The organism is Sphingobacterium psychroaquaticum, assembly GCF_004421025.1.
In the GTDB taxonomy this organism is placed as follows: Bacteria; Bacteroidota; Bacteroidia; order Sphingobacteriales; family Sphingobacteriaceae; genus Sphingobacterium; species Sphingobacterium psychroaquaticum.
The window spans coordinates 3,151,411-3,170,537 of the sequence record NZ_CP038029.1 but is presented as its reverse complement, the minus strand read 5'-3'; the positions used below and the strand labels follow the sequence as shown (position 1 = coordinate 3,170,537).

Here is a 19,127-nt window from a genome sequence, read left to right as displayed (position 1 = left end):
GCTTGCCGATACAAACAATAGAATAATGAAAAACATACTTTTATTCGTCCTGCTATCGGCAGGAGTAAGCTTAAAAGCACAGGTATTGATCAGTAAGGATAAAGCCGAGAATGCATCGGTATCCCTTTCTTTTGGAAATACCGAAAACAAAGGCCTTGTATTGCCTTACGTAGAAAACAAAAGCGGTATTACCGAAAATGGAACAATCATCTTCGATGCCACAGACAAGAAAGTAAAGTACCTGAAAGAAAACAGCTGGTTCGATTTGACCATGGATGATACCGGCGTGGTGGATGTTTCTATCCAAACGGCAAAGACCGAAGTGGCCGGATCCAAAGTGAGTGTTGGAGAAGCTACAGCGACCGATGGTGTCTTAGTCCTCGAAGAATCCGACAAAGCAATGGTCTTGCCTAAAGTAGCGGAACCACACCTTAACATCATCAATCCGAGTCCTGGCATGATGGTTTACGATACGAAAAACAAACTACTTTGTGTTTATAACGGCACGGTATGGACGTTCTGGGGCGCAAAATAGTCTCAGGACTGTTAGTTTTTTTACTGTTAAGTTGAGCCTTTCTAGGGTAGTCAGGCGGGTAGAAACATGGGGTTAACTATCTTTTACATAAAAGACTCACCATGATGTCGCCTTACCATGATCCCGCCTCATCGTCATACCGACGACAGGAGGTATCTACGGACTATACACCGTCCAAACCTTCTCGTCCTTGCGAGGAGATACGACGCGGCAATCTTTATCCAATGATAGATTGCCGCGTTTTGTTTTTTACAACCAACTATCATCTACCTTCTACAAACTACCGTTGCTGGCGCGAGCCTTCGGCTCGTTTCCCGTTCTGGTTATTACAAGATAAGTCCGAACTACAAGCCTGCCTGCGTTAGGCAGACTCGAACTAGCGAAAGTCAAATGAGCTTTTCAAATGCGAACACACTGTATTCGCATTTGAGTTGATTTTTGGTACTATATACCAAAACTACCAACTACCCTCTACCAACTACCCTCTACAAACTACCAACCAACCTACTCCCGTTCCTTAATCAAGAGCGTAGACGGAATATGCGAAAGCCATATATTCTTCTCATCAAACAGCTGACGCCAGCTCTCCATACTTAACAACACCAAATCCTGCGACGCCAATAGTTCGTTGTCAATTTCACGGTTCTCATACCTCGAAATGTGGTTCGGTGCCACTTGCTCCACCGCACGAATCAGCTCCATCGTCGCGGTACTCTTTGGAACCAAGCTGTGCGGGTCAAGTATAATTACTTGCGACTGTGCATTATGGATAAACTTCTGTGCATACTTGACCAGTGCCAAATCGTTGGCTGTAAAAATCGGCAGTAAGATATGATCCACCTTTTCGAATTTCTTATCGATAAAGACACCGACAGATATTTTCGCCCGGTGCAGGATTTGCTGTGTACTGTAGGAGAACATCGGATTTTCCAACAGACTTTCCTTACCCATCACCTGATAGATCAGCTTCTCCGGGTTGATAATACGCGTGGTAAAGCCGAAAATTTTACCCAATACACTACCTTCGTAGATGGATTGTCCGACACCGATCAGCAAGAGGTCGTAAGGCCCTTCATTCGCAATATCCACCACCTCGGACTCCATATTGTTTGACGCCTTAAAAAGCGTTGTAATCTTTTGGTTGATCTGTTTTGACTCGTCAATGATGGGTTCGAAAGTTTCCATTTCATATTGATCGGCATTATACTGGTGCAGGTCATTGGTTGGGGTTAAGTGCATCGCCGTGATCGAAGAACTCTTATCCAATTTTTTAACTAAGCCGTGGGCCAAGCGAAGTAGGCTTCGGGCACGCTCCGGGTTACCAAAGGAGATCAAAATATTATACTTACCCACCATGCTGATTTCGTCCGGGATAATCGTGTCTTTTTTATGGAAGATTTTATTGATGAGATCCAGGGCAGGGCCCGTCATAAAGGTGGTAACCAAAGCCATAATAACCATCATCGCAAAAATCTCCGGAGAAAGAACACCCAGATCGTAACCGATATTCAGGACCACCAACTCCATCAAACCACGTGTATTCATCAGTGCCCCGATGGTTAAGCTATCCTTCCAGTTCTGTCCGACAAAACGAGCCGCCAAGGCACTGCCGACAAATTTACCGACTACGGCAACCAGAATAATCAACCCCGTTACCTGCCATAAATAAGGCTCATCTAAAAGGCCAATCTGCGTACGTAAACCGGTATATACAAAGAATAAAGGCAGCAGTAATACCAAGGCTACATCCTCTACTTTCTCAATAAATATATTTCTGAATTTATTGTTCTCCGGCATAATGGCGCCCGCCATAAAAGCGCCAAACAAGGCATGGATACCGATAACTTCAGTCAGGTAAGCGGAGATAATCAAGGTAAGGAAAAAGATGGCTACGATCGGTTTACTGAGGTTCTCCCGGGTCGCATGCATATCACCGATACGCTTTAAGAAGGGCCGAACGAGCTTCACCATGAGGAAAACATACCCCACGGCGAGGACAATGATATAAAGGGAGCTCCAAAAGGAACCCGCCTTAACGATGGCAATCACGGCAGCCAGGATACACCAGGCGGTAATATCATCCGCTGCCGCACAGGTAATGACAATGGTACCCAGTTTCGTCTTTTGCAGATTCCGTTCCTGGACGATTCGCGCCAACACCGGAAAGGCGGTGATGCTCATGGAGATACCGATAAAGAGGGCGAAGGAAGAAAATTCTACCCCCATGGGTGCAAAAGTGCTGTAAATAATATAGGCTAAGCCGACGCCCAAAGCAAAGGGAAAGATAATACTGGCATGGCTGATGACGATCGCATCATGGGCTTTGTTTTGCAGCACTTTCAGATCTAGCTCCATCCCGATAATAAACATAAAGAGGATCAATCCAATCTGGCTCAAAAACTGTAGGTTGCTCAGCGATGCCACCGGAAATAACGCAGCCGAAAACTCGGGGAAGTACATCCCGAGAAAGGAGGGACCTAAAGCAATCCCGGCAATAATTTCACCGATAACAGTAGGCTGACCTATTTTTTTGAACAACCAACCAAATACGCGTGCGACCAGGATGATGATGATAATCTGTGCCAGGAGGATGGCGAGTGGATGTTGCAGGTTGTGAAGTAAGGTCAGGATAAACTCCTCCCACTGACTTTTTCCGGATCTTTCGGTCGCAATCTGACGACCGACCTCCATACCTGTCCCTTTGCTGATAATCCAATAGATTAAAAGCGAGAAACTACCGATAATACCGATATAGAATATGCTGCTTTTTATATTTTTCATAAGACCTGTTCTGTTTGATGCGAACATCGAGGTTGGAAAAATAAAACAATTCTAGGTTTTATCCGGTACGGGTGTAATAGAAAGGGGAAAAAATGTAATAAAACTTAAAAGGCGACCTTCTGCAGGAAGTCCGTCTTAAACTTTTCGCCTAAAATGAAGGTTTTATTTCCTTGCTCTCCGGCTAGCGTGCTGGTAATCTCTTCGTGGGAGAAAGAAGAAACCAGGCGCATGGCAATCACCTCCTTTTTGTTGACCCGGCAAAAGGCGTCGGTGGGTAGGAGCGCTATCAACTGTGCGAAGGATATGTTTTTAAGCGTTACTTCATTGTGATCCGACAAGTATACCACCTTGTCGCGACTATCTAGATCTGCGGTGCGGATATAACAGATTTGATCGAAGTACAACAATAGCTTACCCTTGTCGCTGTTGACTGGTACGAAAGTCTTGGGGGCAGGAGCCGCTTTCTTAGGGCGTTGCAACTTGACTTTCGCAATGGCTTGTTGCAGGCGATCCAGCTTGAGTGGTTTCCGTAAGTAATCGATGGCATGCAGGTCGAAGGCATCTGCGGCATAATCCGAATAGGCCGTCGTGAAAATCACCGCTTTGCCCTGGAGCCGCTCGGCGAGCTGCAAGCCATTGACCTCCGGCATCTCAATGTCGGTGATGAGTAAGTCAAAATCTAGCGCCTCCGGGGCCTCCAGATCTGCAAGTAGTTTGGTTGCTGCATTGTATACCTTGACAACCTCCAACGCCGGAATCTGCTCACACAGCAGCTTTAAATAGGTTAAGCTTGGAAGCTCATCATCGAGCAGCAAGCATTTTAGCTTTGTGTTCAAGTAGATTGATTTTTAAGTGCGTAATATAGACATCGTTCTCGATAAACTTATCGAGCTTATAGTTTTCTTTATAAATAATTTGCAGACGTTGCTCTAATATTTTACCCCCAAGGCCTTGCTTTTCCTTCTTTAAAGGCTGTTTGTTAGATATCTTATTGGCTACCGTTAGCATAAAGTTATTCTCCTTAAATTCGAATGTAATGGAGATAAAAGCATTTGGACTTTGCAGATCCGCATGTTTAAAAGCATTTTCGATGAGGTCAATACTCACCATTGGGGTCATCAGGTGCTGATGGTATAAAGGTTCATTTTCATTGATCTTTTTCTTGACCTTGAGTTCAAAAAGCGGGCTTAGCTTGATGCGGTAAATCTCAATCAGACTCAAGGCGAAGGCTATCTCCTGCTGGGGTGTTACATATTGCTTTTTGCTTTCGTATAGGATATAATCGAGCACACTGGATAAAGAATCGAGCGAATGGTAGGTTTGGTAGGCATGCGATTGGATCGCATTAAGGACATTTTTAAACAGGTGCGGATTTAGCTTATTGTCAATGTCAGAAAGCTGCTGGGCGTATACCTGTCCTTCCAAGCGTGAAAGTTGCAGCTGCATGGCGTTGTTCTTTTTATTTGCTTTACCCAACTGCATCGCCAAAACGACCACCACGAGGACAGCAAGAAGTAGGGCAAGGCAGAAATATAATGTGATGTCTTCCATAGGCAATTCGCTCTTTCAGCTATCGAAAATACATCTTTTTTGTGAAAACCGGATGGATGGGATAGTTAGTTGTTGGTAGGGAGTAGTTGGTGGTTAGTTGTTGGTAGTTGGTAGTTTGTGGAGCGTGCAAAGTAGAGAGTACTGAGTATTTCTACTTTGTACTTGAAATTTCCAACTTTGCCCCAATCCCCCTGCACTTTCCGAAATATTTTTTGTTTAAGTTTTGTTTTTAATAAAAAATACAGAATATAAAGAATGTTTTTGTCTATTGCATAATTAAAATGGTAACTTAGTGGTTTACAAATAGTACCTACTACTTTGTATACCCTACAGCGTTCTAGGTACCCCCTAACTGAATTCATTTATGAAAAGATTATTTAAGTCAATCTTTGTCGTTTCTTTTATCCTCGCTACGAGTGGTGTTGCCTTAGGGCAGCAGAAGTTCGAGTGGAAAGAGGCGTCCGAAGGTGGATATAGCTACAAATACGTTGCTAATGATCCAACACAATCCCGATTTTATACCTTAAAGAACGGTCTTACCGTTATTTTGAGCCCAAGTAAAAAAGAACCACGGATCCAGACTTATATTGCCACAAAAGCGGGTAGTAAGACCGATCCAAAAGATCATACCGGGTTAGCCCATTACTTGGAACACATGCTGTTCAAGGGAACAGATAAGTTCGGATCCCTCGATTGGAGCAAAGAGAAGCCACTATTAGATCAGGTTGATGCCTTGTATGAACAGTACAATTCAACAACGGACGAAGCAAAGCGTACCGCGATATATAAAAAGATCGATAGTGTTTCTGGCGAGGCGGCTAAGTTTGCAATTGCCAATGAATACGATAAGATGATGAGCAATATGGGAGCGGATGGTACCAATGCGTTCACTTCTTTTGAGCAAACCGTGTATATCGAAGATATTCCAAATAATGTGGTCGATAAGTACCTGGCTGTGCAGAGTGAACGTTTTAGAAATCCAATTTTACGTTTGTTTCATACGGAGTTAGAGGCGGTTTATGAAGAAAAGAATATGGGATTGGACAACGACGGACGGAAGTCTATTGAGGCCATGTTCGAATCGTTATTTCCAGGTAATAATTACGGTCGTCAAACGGTAATCGGTACGATCGAACACCTGAAAAATCCATCGTTAAAAGCAATTCGTGAATATTTCAACACGTATTACGTGCCGAATAATATGGGAGTGATTATGGCGGGCGATTTTGATCCAACAACGATGGTGAAGAAGATCGATGCCGCTTTTGCTTACATGCAACCAAAAACCATTCCGCCATACACGTTCGACAAAGAAGCGGAGATTACCAAACCAATTATTCGCGAAGTAAAAGGTCCGAATTCAGAATTTATGTTTATGGGTTTCCGTTTTCCGGGAGCAGCACATAAAGATGCGCAGATGCTGAATTTAATGGGTAATATTTTGACTAACGGTTCGGCAGGTTTGATCGACTTAAATTTAGTGAAATCCCAAAAGTTATTAGGCGCAGCGGCTTTCCCGTATGTGTTGAAAGATTATTCCATGTTGATTTTGCAAGGAAATCCTTCGCAAGGACAATCCTTGGAACAAGTACGTGATCTGCTATTGGGTGAGTTACGTAAGCTTAGAAATGGGGAATTCTCGGAAGACCTTATTACCTCTATTGTAAACAATGAGCGTCGGTCACAAATCTCCCGCAATGATAGCTACTCCAGCCGTGCAGAAGAGCTGATGTCTGCCTTTACATCGGAATTGGATTGGGCCAATGAGCTCGGCTATACGGAACGTCTAAAAGGGGTGACCAAGCAGGATGTTGTTGATTTTGCGAATAAGTACTTGAACGACGAAAATTTTGTCATTGTTTATAAGCGTCAAGGTGTCGATGAGAATGTGGTAAAAGTGGTGAAACCTACGATTACCCCAATTAGCGTCAATAGAACCGATCAGTCTGCATTCTTGACCCAAGTAAACAACATGCCAGAAGCGGCTATTGAGCCGGTTTGGGTAGACTATAATAAAGATATCCAAAAGAATGCGGGTAAGGATGTAGAGGTTCTTGCGGTAAAGAATAAGGACAATGAATTGTTCAGTATGGTGTACCGTTTTCAAACCGGACGGTGGAATAATAAACTGCTTGGTATTGCGACGGATTACATGAAGTTCTTGGGAACGAAAGATAAATCGAGTGAAGAATTCAGTAAAGAGTTTTACAAGCTGGCTTCTGATTTCTCCGCTTCTTCGGGCGCCGAAGAGACGAATATTTCAATCTCGGGATTGAATAGTAACTTTGATAAAACGGTGTTGTTGATTCAAGACCTACTTCGTAACTGCGTGGTGGATGAAGTGGCGTTTAAAGCGTACATCGGACGGATGAAGCAATCTCGTGAGAATGCGAAAAAGAATAAGAGTTCGATTATGGAAGGTCTACGCTCGTATGCGAAGTATGGAGCTAAGAACCCATTTAATTACACCTTTACGGATGCCGAATTGGATCAGCTGAAAGCTGAAGATTTGGTTAAAGCATTACACGACTTTGCAAATATGAAGCATACGGTACTTTATTTTGGACCACGCTCGTTATCTGAGTTAACGGCTTCATTGCCGGCATTGAAAGTTTCGAAAAGTGCCTTTATCGTACCTGCTGCGGGAGAACAGTTTAAGGAGCTTCCAACGGAGACCAATAAAGTATTGTTTGCAAATTATGATATGAAGCAAGCGGAAGTTTTCTGGTTCAGAAATTCTGATTTATACAACAGCAGCCGTACCCCAACGATCTCGTTGTTCAACAACTATTTTGGGGGTGGTATGGGAAGTATTGTTTTCCAAACCATCCGTGAATCAAAAGCGTTGGCTTACTCCACGTATGCATTCTTCGGACAGCCACAGAAGAAAGAGAATCACTACAGCGTGGGTGCTTATGTCGGTACGCAGGCTGATAAATTCAAGGAAGCGGTGAACGGGATGAACGAATTGTTAACGACATTACCAGAATCGGCAGCGGCCTTGGAAACAGCGAAGACTAGTTTGGTGAAATCGATCGCAAGCGAGCGTATTACGAATTCCGCCGTGTTGAATAGCTATATGGCTGCAAGACGTTTAGGAAATACCACAGACATCCGTAAAGCGGTGTACGAGCAAGCGCCGAAGTTAACTTTTCAGGATTTGAAATCTTTCCATGGTAAAGAGATGAGCAGTAAACCGTATGTATACTGTGTTGTTGCTGACGAGAAAGGTTTGGACCAAGCTGAACTTGAAAAAATAGGAACAGTGAAAAAGCTTACCCTCGAGGAGATTTTCGGTTACTAATAATAGCAGATGTAAATCGTATAGGGGCTTTCTGTTGTATTTTCGAATACAGCAGAAAGCCTTTTTATTTGGTTCCTTTTTTGATGAGTCGTAAGGCCCATTCATAGTGGCTGCATGTTGCCGATATCAGGTATTGGCCGAGTGAACTGGTGCCGGTCCAGCCATAGCGCTTTTTAGTGAAGAGCTCTTCTTCACTGTGGGCCGCAAGGATGATCTGTACTTCCTGGTAGGAGTTAAGAAGCAGCTTTTGTATGTCAGATAATGGCGTTTGGCTGTATTTTTCTTGAATCATACGATTTAAATCGGGGGTAGTCTTCCATGTATATCCCTCCGCCGGCATAATGGGTTTCCTACCTGCCATCCCTTCTTCATACCAACGCAAAAATAGCAGATGCCAGGCATGGATGTGCCCCAGCACATCGCGGATATTTCGATTCATGTACTGCGCCGGAAATGCATGCTGCTGCTCTGCCTCGGAAAGACCGGCGATAAAAGATTGCAGATCGGCAAAACTTTTTTCACTCTGCTGGACTAAATCTGTCTTATTTTTTGGTCGCGCCATGGTGTTGTCGTTAGGTGCATGAAAGATAATGTTTTTTTAGAGATGATAGCGTAGTTGGTGGTTGGTAGATTATAGTTTGTAGTTGTTTGTTTGTGGTTTGTAGGAAGTAGTCTAACGATAACACTTTGATTATTTGCAGTTAACATGTTGTTAATAAGAGTTCTATTCCTTTGTGAGGAAAGATTAACCAATACAAGGAAGCAGATGTCGACTATTAAACAGGAAAACTTGAAAGATTATTGGAAAGTATTTGTGCGTAGCGAATCGGAGGAAGCTTTTTATCAGGTATATCAGTATTACCACCATTACCTTACCTTTGTTGGCCTGAAGCGAGGTTTTCCTATCGAACAAGTTCAGGATGTCGTTAACGATGTGTTTCTATATATCTGGGAGAACAAAGCCAATAATGGTCATATCCTGAATCATCACAACTATCTGGTGACGATGTTTTTGAGAGCTCTTTTTCGGAAGCAGGGGATGGGTGAAAATATTCTTTTTACCGACGAGGAGCTTCATGAAGAAAATGCAGTCAGCCCGTCGGTTGAAGAAGGCATTATCCAACGTTCGATCGAAGATACCGTAGGGGAATTGGTGAAGGATAAAATGGATCAGCTGGGCGAAAAACAACGACTGCTTATCTATCAAAAGTTTTATTTGGGACTTTCCTACGAAGAGATTGCCCGAACAAATCAGATCTCTATACATACCGTTTATAATACCATTTACAAGTCAGTTGATAAACTACGCAACCTATTAAGCCGCGAACAGGAAGCTTTCCTCCGGGTGGCAATCGGGGCGTTATCGGTTCTCCTCTATTCCGGATTTTAGTCTCCTCTATGCCGGAGCGGCATCTTACTTTTGAGCCAAACTACAATCTATCTAACTACAAACTGCTATCTACCAACTTACTACCCCACACTGGCGCGAGCCTTCGGCTCGTGTCCTGTTTTACTTGTCCCTTCTATTTATGATGGTACATAAGTCCGAGCTACAAGCTCGAGCCAGCGAAACGAGCTATAAACCTGACTATTACCAATCACTCTAAACTTTATACGCTGTACTCCCATGCTGGCGCGAGCCTTCGGCTCGTGTCCTCTTACATTAGTACAAAGTAGGACGTATTCATTACAAACTACGCTCTATGAACTAGAATCTATAAACAAAGAACTAATACCCTTCGGCTCGTGTCCTCTTACATTAGTACAAAGTAGGACGTATTCATTACAAACTACGCTCTATGAACTAGAATCTATAAACAAAGAACTAATACCCTTCGGCTCGTGTCCTCTTAACATTAGTACAAAGTAGGACGTATTCATTACAAATTACGCTCTATGAACTACAATCTATAAACAAACAACTACTACTATCTACCCACTACACCCTATTATCTAAAAAAAATCTTCCATGCAGTAGTGAAAATCGAATGTCTTCTGCTCTATAGTTCAGTATAAGAAAAATACAACATGGAAGAATTGGATCTAAGCGCATTATTAAGCGACGAAAGCTTCATAAATTATTGTACGGGTCGCAATGCAGAGGATATTGCGAAGTGGGAACATTGGCTTTTTGAGCATCCACAATTTCGGGATGCAGTGGAAGAGCAAAAGAAAATAGGCCTCGCTATGGCTGCATTTACGGCGGAACATAACGTAGAACAAAACTACCTGCGCTTAAAAGAGCGAATGGAACCTAGCTCTATGGGCGATAAGCGTCCCTTTCGTTTAGGGATCTGGGGAAAGGTGGCTGCTTCATTGTTTCTTGTTGCTGCCGGTAGTGTGGTGGCCTATCGCTTTAAGGATAATCTCCTGCCTGAATCGGTTGCTCATGGAGAAATTGCCGTGGTGCCCGGCGGAAATGAGGCACTCCTCACCTTGGATGATGGAACGGTTATCTCCTTAGCCGACGCCAACAGGGGAACGATTGCCGAGCAGGCCGGCATCCGCATCGAGAAAGATAAAGACGGAAACCTTATATATCACGCTGACGGAGGTGCTGCACCCTCACGTACAGCATACAACACCATCTCTACACCCGATGGTGGTCAATACACAGTGGTGCTACCTGATGGCTCCAAAGCATTCCTCAATGCGGCTTCATCACTTCGTTACCCGGTACAGTTTGCAACAAACCAACGTCGGGTAACGATGACAGGTGAGGTGTATTTTGAAATTGAAAAACAAAACCAACATACCGACAACGGTGCCGCCTCGGTGCCCTTTTATGTTGATACCGACAAGCAGCAGATCGAAGTATTGGGTACACATTTTAATGTCAATGCATACAGCAATGAGCCGAGTGTAGTGACAACGCTCGTAGAAGGTAGCGTTCGCGTAAAAGCAATGGATAATGGACAAACGGTCCTCCTTCGCCCGGGACAGCAGGCGGTCTTGACCCATACCTTACAGGTGCGTCCGGCAGATATGGAGCAGCAGCTCGCCTGGAAAAATGGAGACTTTGTATTTCATGGCGAAGAGCTACACAGCATCTTGCGAAAAGTGGAACGATGGTACGATATCGATGTCGACTGCCCAGTACAATTGGGGCAGTTACGTTTTGAAGGAATTGTCTCCCGCAAGCAACCGCTATCGGCTATTATAGATATGGTACAAGCAACCGGAAAAGTGAAGATACAACTGAAAGAAAGGAGGATGACAGTGACCGAATAGTGACATATACTTTTTATGGGGCTTAAGAGAAAGAGAACAGGAGAGACGACAAAAAAAGAGCCAAAGATGCTGGTAACACCTTTGGCAAGTTTTGTTAAGCCTATCGACAACATTGCGCAAACAAAATCATCAACTAATATTAACGTCAGCAAATATATGAAATATTCGTTTAGCCTTCCATGCATGGAGGCGATGTATTCCGTATAGCTGGAAAAGGAGAGTTTATTACCTATGAATCTTTATCAATGCATGCGTGTTATGAAAATCACCATGATGCTTATCACATGCTTGTTAGTCCAGGTCAGTGCGTCCACCTTTGGCCAGCGTATCAACCTCAACAGGCAAAATAGCAATATCCCGACCATCTTGCAGGAAATTCGTAAACAAAGTCAATATGATTTTTTTTACGATGCCAACCTTTTTAAAGAAGCAAAATCCATTGATATCCATGTTAGGGATGCTTCTATAGAACAGGCCTTGGCCGCTTGCTTTACCAACCTGCCTTACCGCTATGTTATCAAAAACAAATTGGTGGTGGTCACCGAGGCTCCGCGCGAAGAGAGGCCTTCCGTGGTTGCAAAACAACAGTTTACCCTTGTCGGAAAAGTGATCAGTACATCCGATAGGTCACCCCTGGCGGGCGTCTCCGTGAAAGTAAAAGGGCAGCAGGGTGGGGCAACAACCGACGGGTCCGGAGCATTCACAATCACCGTGTCCGAAAGCAAACAAACCTTAGTATTCAGCTTACTGGGACACCAAACAAAAGAGGTTGCTGTTCATGCCGCAGATCGCAATATCGTGGTGCAATTGGTGCCTACCTCGACCGCATTGGATGCCGTAGAGGTTACGGTGCAAGCACGACGTAAGGCGAATACGGAGAGTGCCGTCCTCGAGGAGCGTAAAAAGGCGGCTATCGTACAAGATGCGATATCGGCGGAGCTTATTGAGCGGACAGGGAGTATTACAACCACGCAGGCGTTGCAGCGTGTGACCGGTGTCACGGTAACAGACGATAAATATGTTGCGGTACGCGGATTGGGAGATCGCTCGGTTATTGGGCAATTAAATGGGGTACGCCTCGCTTCATCGGACCCGGATCGCAGCGCTATTCCACTGGATTTGGTGCCGGCCTCTTTACTCGATAATATCACGATCTATAAAACGGTGACTCCCGATAAACCGGCCGATGCCGCGTCGGGAATCGTAGAACTAAAAACGAAGTCTGTACCCGACAAGATGACCTTTGAGGTCATTGCACAGACGGGTTTGAACTCAAATATCGGTTTGGGTGGTCAATACAATAGCTTCTGGAATAGTGGTATGGGCGTACTGGGAACGAAGATAAACGATAAGAACCTGACGACCGACTTTACCAATTTAGCCACCGAATATCCGGGTGGATTGGGTTCTATACAACGAATGATTGCCAATAGCAATTACAGCCCGGCAGCTTATCAGGAAGTGAAGCGCATTAATGGTATTATGCAAGGCTTCGATCCGGTGATGACCAGCACGTACCGCAAAGCTCCGCTTAACCAGCTTTATTCAGTAACCTTCGGAAATAGTTATAATGTTTTTGATGGGAAGCATAAAATAGGGGTGATTCTCGGTGGGAATTATTACCGCCGAACAACCGATATCAATGCCGGTGAGCTGACACAGTACAGTATTTACCAAGGTGTGGTGACGGGAAATCCAGATGTATACAGCTTCCGTAATATTCCAAATTATATCACACCGAATAGTTTATATATGGGGAAGTACCAAACGTATAAAGAGAATACCGGGACCGAGACCTTGAATTATGGTACGCTAGCGGGATTAACGTATCGCTTTAGTCCACAGCATGAGGTCAGTATGCAATATCTGGGTAGCTGGGGCGGAGAGAGTATCGGTACGAACCTATCGGGAAAATATGAATATACGGGGCTGCCGGGTGGGGTGAAAAGCACAACCTATTCGCTGAAGCAAACGTTTCGGAACTTAAATACATTTAATCTGCAAGGAGAGCACAAGTTCTTTAAGCACGAGCTATCCCCGCGCTTAAGTTATAATGCGGCAAGTTCTCGCTCGAGACAAAATGATCCTGATTTTCGATTTGCCAGCCTGGTGGATTATATGCCGCGCGGTGGTGGTTGGTATTACCGACCGACAGTAGGAGCCGATAATGGTGGTGACGCGCGTGTTTATTCGGAGCATCTTTATGCCCTGACTTCAGGTTATGTAAATGGTTTTGGTGTCTATGGTATTATGCAAGCCGAACCAAACGGCCGTCGCTGGCGAAACCTCGATGAGAAGAATTATAACTACAAAGCCGACCTCAGCATCCCCTTCCGCATTTTGGGTGAAAAGCAAGAATTCAAGACGGGGGTGAACTACCTGTTCAGGGATCGTGCATTCACGGAAAACCAATTGTTCTTGCCTGGATCAAATTTTACCTCCAATAAAGCAGTACCGCTGTATGATGTGGCCGGTAACTTGGACCGCTTGGTCAGCAATGAAATTATTGGCGTGCACCTGCCTGCTGCCGGACAAGGCGAGGGGATGATGCCGGTGGGTGGTTTCTTATACAACAGTCAGAAATCGCCGAACAACTATACCGGATACTACGAGACGAATGCGTTATATGGTATGGTGGATCTGAAACTAGCAAAGCGCTTTCGTATGGCGGGGGGCGTGCGTTTCGAGATGACCAATATCGGCTCTTCGGTTGATACCGTGGGCGTGTTTCTTGATCCTTCGTTGACAGCGGTGTCGCCGGATGGATCGCGTATCCCACTGAATCCCATCAACCCAAATTCAGTATACAAGACCGGATACAAACCCTTCTATTCCGTCAATGCGACCTTTACACTCAACGACAACATGAATTTTAGAGGGGCCTTTAATACCACGTTGGCGCGCCCGGAACTGCGCGAAATAACCAATGTCTTTGAGTTTGACGCCTTTCAGATGGGTTTGGTGGTCGGAAATCCAGACCTGAAAAATCAGTATACCCAGAATGCGGATTTCCGTTGGGAATGGTTCCCCGCTAAAGGGGAGGTTATTGCGGTGTCAGCCTTTGGTAAGCGCATCGAGAACCAGCTGGTTAAGGTGTTTAACCTGAAAACACAAGGATTGGCAGCCACTTATCCGGAGTTTCCAACCATACAGTTCCAGAACGACCCTAATATCGGTCGGGTGTGGGGATTGGAGTTTGAGGTCGTAAAGAACTTGGGAACATTAATTGCGCCTTTGCAGCATTTCTTCCTGGGAAGTAACCTCTTGTTGGCACAAAGTGAAATCAAGAAAACGGAAGAACGGTATGAAGCAAATCGATCCCTGGATCGCCACGCCCCGAAAAATAGTCCACTCTTTGAGCAAGCACCCTATTCTATTAACGGATGGTTGAATTATGATAACGATAAGTCGGGAACCGACCTTACCTTGACATTTAACATGGTCGGAGAGCGCCTGGTGCAGATCAACCTGACCGGGGAACCTGATTTATATACCCAGCCGGTACCCTACCTCGACTTTGTCTTTAGTCAGCGTATAAACAAACGGATCATCTTTAAGGGATATGCCAAAAATATAATCAACCCAGCAAATAAGACTGTATATGCGAACCCGCAAACAGGCGGTAAGTGGTATGGTAATGAATATATCAACCGGAGTTTCAAAAGAGGCACCGAGATCATGATGGGCTTTACCTATAACCTGTTTTAGTTATGAAGAAACTTATCTTATATATCCTTTTACTTCCGTTAGCGGTAAGTTGCAAAAAGGAAAAATTAGACCTGAAACCCGATAACAGGCCAACAACGGAAGCTCGGAAAGGATCGCAGGTCCGTATTGTCAACCTGGTGGGTTACAATCAGGTTATAGCCAATGGCGATAGCTTAACAAATTTTGTAACGCGAAATTCGAATAATCCGGATTACTACAAATATCCCGGTACTTCATATTTTCCAACCGATGGGCGGTTGGGGAAAACGTGGACCATTCCACAGGATCTGTTTGATCAACAGCAACAATTGGATCTGCAAATCAGTCTTCGCAATTACCAAAGCGCGGGCGATATGGATATGCGGGTAAAAGTTCAGGAGAATTATGCGCATCCAACGGATTATTACCTGTTAAATCATCTCTTTATGAATGGGCAACCTGAGGTTGTGGAAGTGCCGAGAGATGTATCCAGTCCCTCGAAACCCGATCATTTTAAGATTCGTATCGTGAACCTGGGAGGCGAAATAAAGCGCCTCACCATGGGGCTTACCGGCATGCAGGAAGATTTGAAAGGACCGGTATCTTTAGCCTATGCCGATGGTACGCTTGTTCATAACAAAACAAACCAGGTGAGTACGCAAGTCAAAGCCTCCGAATACATTGAGCTTCCCTATGGCACCTATCAATTTAAGGTGTTAGTAGGAGATGGCCGTCAGGTACCCTCCTTGGGAAATGAACGTGCCGAATATAAAGTTATCGACCCCGCTTCTTCGACGATACCGCTGGATCATGCGAAGTTAACGAACCTACACTATGCAGCCGTAAAAACCTACCAACCGGGTGGTGTTTATACAATTGTGGTCACCCCCCAACGCTACGATTATATTGTAGACGAAATTGGGAATACCTCGTGGTTATACCAGAACTCTTTTCAGGTTATAACGGATGTATCTGCTCTTGCCAATCAAACCTATGTACGTCTCCAGGGGGCAAATGCATACACCGATAAGACGGTCTCGTTTAAGGTAAACGGAAAAACGGTCGGAGAAAAGGTCTCCTTTGGCGAAGCGACAGATTACAGTGTTCAAATCCATGGTACGTATAAAGTTGAAGCCGTCGATGCGGGGGGACAGGTACTGGCAAGCTTAGATCAAGTGTTGCAACCTGCCCAGAATTATACCTTTTGGCTGCACCCTAATGCAGATGGCAGCCCGAGGCTGCTGGCTGTTGCGAATGACCTGAGTGGTGCCGTATTTACAGGTGCTACCGATGATGGCACTTTTGCACGGACGCAACACCAATTCTTCTTTTTTAAACGCTTTTTAAACCTCGCTGTAGGAAATCCCTATATCACCTTCACGCTGAATAATGGACAGCTAGGTAACAGTGGTGTTGGGAGTAGTTTGCCGAATCAAAATCTGCAGCCAGGTCTGCCAAAGTTGGAGGGACCATATATGGATCTAGGGAATGTCCAAACCCCGTTTGATATCATGGCCTATCGGTCCACACCAGAGGTGGTGCCGGGATTATGGGCCAGCGATATTGCTTCGCTTTCGCATCAGCGATTTATAGCCAATGAAGCGCTGTACCTGCGCCCGAACCGACCGTTGCCTATACAGGAGCCTGGTGTGTATACGGTGGCATTGATCGGACATACCGGAAACACAGCAACGCCGACAAATAAAGCACGAATGATCATTATAAAACACACGAAATAATGAAAAATCAACGAATAAAGATCTACATAGCTCTACTTTCAATATGCGCATTATGTATCATTGGATGTACCAAGGTAGAATATACTGAAATTAAGGAACCGGCTTATTTACGGGTGTTTAATAACCTGAATTATGTGCAGACCTTGGGCAGTAAGGATGATAAAGTACCGTACTTCTGTATGCTGATTAATCCGACGATGGACGCAACGGGCGAGATCACCGGTGCAGAAGTTATTGGGGACTTCTTTGATAAACGCGATGCCTATGCGCCGCCCTATCCCTCACATATTGGTAACAGCACGTCCCTGGATAATCCAGAATATCCAGGTAAAAGGAATGTGTTGGTTGCCCCCATGTTGAATGGGTTTGATCTCAGTAGTTGGGCGCAGGTACCTTCGGGATCGTTGCGCATCGTGTTTGCGTATCGCCCTAAGAATACCGTTCCTTTCCTACAGTTGGAAAGTCATCTGAAGAAAGATATTCTGATCGATACGGTCATTAATTTGGGAAGTAAGGAGGTATATACCTTGCACCTTTTGCAGAAAGATTTTGTAACCAAAGAGCACGGTTTGTTATTACGGGAGGAAAACTTCCATAAGTTGCCGCTGTCTGACTCTTTGGTGTATGTGAATTTCTATAATATGAGTGCGAAAGGTTTTGTGGAGGCGGACGCCAGTTTGAAAGATGGCGATTATCGACTACGTAGTTTCATGGGGGGAATAAAAGAGGAAATGAATATTTTTTTATCCCTCTATGAAGATCAGGGCGTCTTGAGCCACATCGCCCCTACAGTACCGGGTTACAAAGGGAAGTACATGACGCGTGTCGTACGTAATAATAGCTCTTCGACCGTTGCTCCTTATGTGAGCTTCCCGCTGTGGGCCAGTAGCAAGACCAATGGTATCCAAACCAATATGTGGCAACGATTTGACTTTTTTGTACCGGGAATGGACATAACCAATAACCCGATTCACAGTACGACATCAAATACCGAAGGGAATTGGGCGGTGGTCAATTGCTTGTTGAATGGAAAGGTTAACCTGACCAGCCCCGATAATGGGACAATGCTGCCTAATATGCTGGTGAATGTGCACTCCGGTATTCACAACCCGCGAACATTTGCCACGGTCAATACACTGGAGGTGGTGAATGGACGTATTTACATGACGACGATCCAACGGAAATTTGCACCCCCAATTTATTAATTCATAGCCAGGAGATTTTGAAATGAAACATAGATTTTTACGTACTATTTTCCTTTTTGCCACGTGCTTTGTGGCTTCTTGTGAACATCCGGATCTAACGGTGGTGACACCCAATGAAAATATTCGACCAGCGGCAGATTTTATCAAGAACAATTTTGAGATGACACTTTTCCATGCGGCACTGCAAAAGACGGGGCTTGCGGCGGAACTTAATCAAGAGGGACCTTTTACGGTGTTGGTGCCGAATGATGTTGCTTTTAATGAAATCGGCGTGTTCAGACCGACTGATTTTGATAGAATGAATCAGGACAGCCTGCGTCGGATTATAAAATATCATGTGCTGCCACGTCGTATGTTTTTAGCCGATATTCCGGCGAATGGGGTAGATGTCCGTTACGCGACCTTGGAAGGAACTTCGCTACATACGTCATTAGCGAGCTTTAATCCGACGGGTGGCTCAGCGGTCAATGATCTCTTTTTCGATGGAGCGAGTGTGCTGCGCAAGGATGTGGGGTTAGCAAACGGCGTTTTATATGTGCTGGATAAGGTGATGAAACCACAGTTTGAAACCAATATCCAAGCCCTGCTAACGGCAAAACCGGAATACCGTGTTTTTGTTGCCGGACTGAAAAAATTTGGCCTTTGGGAACAGTTTGGTACCGCAGGGCCTTTTACCGTCTTCGCCCCAACGAATAAAGCATTGGAAAGTCTCGGCATAACGGAAGAGGTACTCGCGACGATGGATGTTGCGAAGTACAATGCTGAAGAATTATTCGGGACATACATTATCTACAATAAGCATTTTTTTATATCAGATTCGAAGGTTTTTTCGACGATTAACGCAGATGGGCGATATAGCTATAAGCTCAAAGGGAGCCCCTATGTGATGACTTATTTTAGTAATACCTCATACCCCGAATGGATTTTAGGATATAATCTCGAACTCAAAAGCAGCGATGATGTTTTCGCACAGATTATAGCACGGGTGGAGTATCGTCAGCGTGCCAAGGTAGATTTTCTGTGCACCAATGGTGTGGTACACAATTTAGAGACAGGTTTGGTGAAACCGGGACAAGCCCTTAAGAAGTAAATAA

Annotated in this window: 12 protein-coding genes; 8 read left to right on the top strand and 4 right to left on the bottom strand. The window is 44.6% G+C overall.

Going from position 1 to position 19,127, the window contains the following annotated elements; translation table 11 throughout:
- The first annotated feature begins 25 nt into the window (after positions 1-25).
- Positions 26-535 carry a hypothetical protein gene (locus E2P86_RS13185; protein WP_134433475.1) on the top strand — a complete coding sequence of 170 codons (510 nt, stop codon included), beginning with the start codon at positions 26-28 and terminating at the stop codon, positions 533-535.
- A gap of 504 nt (positions 536-1,039) precedes the next feature.
- Here E2P86_RS13185 and E2P86_RS13180 read toward each other — a convergent pair.
- The 3 genes from E2P86_RS13180 to E2P86_RS13170 form a co-directional block, all read right to left on the bottom strand.
- Positions 1,040-3,316: a cation:proton antiporter gene (locus E2P86_RS13180; protein WP_134433474.1), complete on the bottom strand. Its 2,277-nt coding sequence runs from the start codon at positions 3,314-3,316 to the stop codon at positions 1,040-1,042.
- Between the two features lie 104 nt (positions 3,317-3,420).
- Positions 3,421-4,152, bottom strand: coding sequence for a LytR/AlgR family response regulator transcription factor (locus E2P86_RS13175; RefSeq protein ID WP_134433473.1), 732 nt, complete (start codon positions 4,150-4,152; stop codon positions 3,421-3,423).
- Positions 4,118-4,867, bottom strand: coding sequence for a histidine kinase (locus E2P86_RS13170; RefSeq protein WP_134433472.1), 750 nt, complete (start codon positions 4,865-4,867; stop codon positions 4,118-4,120). The genes E2P86_RS13175 and E2P86_RS13170 overlap by 35 nt, the downstream gene beginning before the upstream one ends.
- 364 nt (positions 4,868-5,231) lie before the next feature.
- Here E2P86_RS13170 and E2P86_RS13165 point away from each other — a divergent pair, with 364 nt between their 5' ends.
- Complete coding sequence (locus E2P86_RS13165) at positions 5,232-8,171, top strand: M16 family metallopeptidase (protein WP_134433471.1); 2,940 nt, start codon at positions 5,232-5,234, stop codon at positions 8,169-8,171.
- 64 nt (positions 8,172-8,235) lie between these two features.
- Here the strand turns inward: E2P86_RS13165 and E2P86_RS13160 are convergent, their stop codons facing one another.
- Positions 8,236-8,733, bottom strand: coding sequence for a ClbS/DfsB family four-helix bundle protein (locus E2P86_RS13160; RefSeq protein WP_085471210.1), 498 nt, complete (start codon positions 8,731-8,733; stop codon positions 8,236-8,238).
- A 204-nt stretch (positions 8,734-8,937) separates the two neighbouring features.
- Between E2P86_RS13160 and E2P86_RS13155 the strand changes: the two genes are divergently transcribed.
- The 6 genes from E2P86_RS13155 to E2P86_RS13130 all read left to right on the top strand — a co-directional run bounded on the left by E2P86_RS13155 (position 8,938) and on the right by E2P86_RS13130 (position 19,123).
- Entirely contained in the window at positions 8,938-9,561 is a 624-nt protein-coding gene (locus tag E2P86_RS13155) for an RNA polymerase sigma factor (RefSeq protein WP_159451784.1), read from the top strand.
- Positions 9,562-10,199: 638 nt separating this feature from the next.
- Positions 10,200-11,402 carry a FecR family protein gene (locus E2P86_RS13150; protein ID WP_240775510.1) on the top strand — a complete coding sequence of 401 codons (1,203 nt, stop codon included), beginning with the start codon at positions 10,200-10,202 and terminating at the stop codon, positions 11,400-11,402.
- 258 nt (positions 11,403-11,660) lie between these two features.
- On the top strand, positions 11,661-15,110 hold the full coding sequence (locus E2P86_RS13145; RefSeq protein WP_240775509.1) for a TonB-dependent receptor: 3,450 nt from the start codon (positions 11,661-11,663) through the stop codon (positions 15,108-15,110).
- 2 nt (positions 15,111-15,112) lie between these two features.
- On the top strand, positions 15,113-16,828 hold the full coding sequence (locus E2P86_RS13140; protein WP_134433469.1) for a DUF4397 domain-containing protein: 1,716 nt from the start codon (positions 15,113-15,115) through the stop codon (positions 16,826-16,828).
- A complete protein-coding gene (locus tag E2P86_RS13135) occupies positions 16,828-18,033 on the top strand; it encodes a hypothetical protein (RefSeq protein WP_134433468.1) in 1,206 nt (401 codons plus the stop codon). Before E2P86_RS13140 ends, E2P86_RS13135 begins: the two co-directional genes overlap by 1 nt.
- Before the next feature lie 22 nt (positions 18,034-18,055).
- Positions 18,056-19,123, top strand: coding sequence for a fasciclin domain-containing protein (locus E2P86_RS13130; RefSeq protein WP_134433467.1), 1,068 nt, complete (start codon positions 18,056-18,058; stop codon positions 19,121-19,123).
- Positions 19,124-19,127 lie beyond the last annotated feature (4 nt).

Bases quoted from the DNA above. Each gene is read 5' to 3' on its own strand.
- E2P86_RS13145 (WP_240775509.1), top strand. From the start codon at position 11,661: ATGAAAATCACCATGATGCTTATCACATGCTTGTTAGTCCAGGTCAGT.
- E2P86_RS13155 (WP_159451784.1), top strand. From the start codon at position 8,938: ATGTCGACTATTAAACAGGAAAACTTGAAAGATTATTGGAAAGTATTT.
- E2P86_RS13150 (WP_240775510.1), top strand. From the start codon at position 10,200: ATGGAAGAATTGGATCTAAGCGCATTATTAAGCGACGAAAGCTTCATA.
- E2P86_RS13135 (WP_134433468.1), top strand. From the start codon at position 16,828: ATGAAAAATCAACGAATAAAGATCTACATAGCTCTACTTTCAATATGC.
- E2P86_RS13140 (WP_134433469.1), top strand. From the start codon at position 15,113: ATGAAGAAACTTATCTTATATATCCTTTTACTTCCGTTAGCGGTAAGT.
- E2P86_RS13180 (WP_134433474.1), bottom strand. From the start codon at position 3,316: ATGAAAAATATAAAAAGCAGCATATTCTATATCGGTATTATCGGTAGT.
- E2P86_RS13130 (WP_134433467.1), top strand. From the start codon at position 18,056: ATGAAACATAGATTTTTACGTACTATTTTCCTTTTTGCCACGTGCTTT.
- E2P86_RS13165 (WP_134433471.1), top strand. From the start codon at position 5,232: ATGAAAAGATTATTTAAGTCAATCTTTGTCGTTTCTTTTATCCTCGCT.
- E2P86_RS13160 (WP_085471210.1), bottom strand. From the start codon at position 8,733: ATGGCGCGACCAAAAAATAAGACAGATTTAGTCCAGCAGAGTGAAAAA.
- E2P86_RS13185 (WP_134433475.1), top strand. From the start codon at position 26: ATGAAAAACATACTTTTATTCGTCCTGCTATCGGCAGGAGTAAGCTTA.
- E2P86_RS13170 (WP_134433472.1), bottom strand. From the start codon at position 4,867: ATGGAAGACATCACATTATATTTCTGCCTTGCCCTACTTCTTGCTGTC.